We start from the raw sequence: 1,811 nt of genomic DNA, 5'->3' as shown, positions 1-1,811 counted from the left end.
TCAGTCCGGTCGCAAGTTTTTTTCCGCCCCGCGGCGCGTCGAAGAAGCGGTTCGCGGCGTCCTCGGGCACTCTTGCGCGGATGGAATACTGGCCGTGACGTGCGGCCACCCGGCCGCCGCGTGCCACGACGGAAGGTCTCCGGGATGAGCAAGTCGGCCCTGGTCACGGGAGTCACCGGACAGGACGGCTCCTACCTGACCGAGCTGCTGCTGGAGAAGGGCTACGAGGTCCACGGAGTCATCCGTCGTGCCTCGACCTTCAACACGGACCGGATCGACCACGTCTACCAGGACCCGCACGACCCCGACCAGCGCCTGATCCTGCACCACGGCGACCTGTCGGACGCGACGATGCTGGTCAACCTCATGCGCGACGTGCGACCGGACGAGGTCTACCACCTCGGGGCGCAGTCCCACGTCAAGGTCAGCTTCGAGATGCCGGAGTACACCGGCGACGTGACCGGGCTGGGGACGATCCGCCTGCTGGAGGCGATCCGCGCCTCCGGCGTGGACACGCGGTTCTACCAGGCGTCGAGCTCGGAGATGTTCGGCTCGACGCCGCCTCCGCAGAACGAGGACACCCCGTTCCATCCGCGCTCGCCCTACGGTGCCGCCAAGGTCTACGCCTACTGGGCCACGGTGAACTACCGCGAGGCCTACGGCATGCACGCCACGAACGGCATCCTCTTCAACCACGAGTCCCCGCGGCGCGGTGAGACGTTCGTCACCCGCAAGATCACGCGCGCGGTGGCCCGCGTGGCCGCCGGGCTCCAGGACTACCTGTACCTCGGCAACCTCGACGCCGTCCGGGACTGGGGCTACGCCAAGGAGTACGTCGAGGCCCAGTGGCTGATGCTGCAGCAGCCCATGGGTGACGACTACGTCGTCGCGACGGGCAAGGCGGCCACCGTCCGCGACTTTGTCGTGGAGGCCTTCGGTCACGCCGGGCTGGACTGGGAAAAGCACGTCCGCACCGACGCCCGCTACGAGCGCCCTTCCGAGGTCGACGCGCTCATCGGCGACGCCACGAAGGCGAAGCGACAGCTTGGCTGGGAGCCGAAGACCGACTGGCGCGAGCTCGCCCGGCTGATGGTCGACGCCGACCGCCAGCAGCTCGAGGACCAGCTGTCCGGCAAGCTCGTCCGCGTGGACCGCTGAGCAGGTGACGGACCGGTTGGACCGGCCGGCGCAGCGACCGTCCGCCGGGGCGGCCGAGGGCAGCGGCGTCGACTTCGTCGTCAACGTCTACGAACGGACCTACCGCAGCGTCCTCGACGAGGAGCGCTTCGCGGCCCTCGTGGGGCAGCATCGTCACCCCTTCGCGGCGCGCACGATCCTGCTGTCCAATGCGGACGACCCTGTCGACCTGCGGCGGCGCGCCGAGGCGCTGATCAGCGCCGGCCTGGCCGACCGGGCCGTGGCGGTTGCCGACCTGCTGCCCCGCGCGTACGCGCAGGCCGGGCTGGACCGGCGCCGGCTCGGCCCTGTCGCCCCGTTCGTCGACTTCGGCCTGGCCGCGGTCTTCCTTGACGGGCCGCCGTGGCTCCTGCACTGGGACGCGGAGGTCGATCTGCGCGAGCCGGTCGACTGGGTGGCCCCGGCGCTCCGCCTGATGGAGCGCGACCTGCGCGTGCGCATCGCCAACCCCAACTGGGGCGCGCCGACGCTCGACGCCGAGACCGACGAGTGGGTGGACGGGTTCGCTCTCAGCCGCGGCTTCAGCGACCAGGCGTTCCTCGTCCGGCGCTCGGACCTCGCGCGTCAGGTCTACGCGCAGCGCTGCACCGCGCGACTGCGCTTCCCGCTGTCCG

Annotated in this window: 2 protein-coding genes; both read left to right on the top strand. The window is 70.7% G+C overall.

The genetic code is table 11. The features are described from left to right. The first annotated feature begins 144 nt into the window (after nt 1-144). The gene (gmd, locus tag G9H71_RS22485) at nt 145-1,158 is read left to right on the top strand and encodes a GDP-mannose 4,6-dehydratase (protein ID WP_166284978.1); all 1,014 of its coding nucleotides are present in this window, start codon (nt 145-147) and stop codon (nt 1,156-1,158) included. A 4-nt stretch (nt 1,159-1,162) separates the two neighbouring features. After that, nucleotides 1,163-1,811: hypothetical protein (locus tag G9H71_RS22480; protein WP_166284977.1), on the top strand; the 649-nt coding region annotated here is incomplete at its 3' end.

This window comes from Motilibacter deserti (assembly GCF_011250635.1).
Classification (GTDB): Bacteria; Actinomycetota; Actinomycetes; order Motilibacterales; family Motilibacteraceae; genus Motilibacter_A; species Motilibacter_A deserti.
Note: the sequence above shows the minus strand (reverse complement) of the source record. Positions and strands in the feature narration are given on the sequence as shown.

Excerpts from the sequence above, each read along its gene's own strand:
- gmd (WP_166284978.1), top strand. The coding sequence starts at position 145 with ATGAGCAAGTCGGCCCTGGTCACGGGAGTCACCGGACAGGACGGCTCC.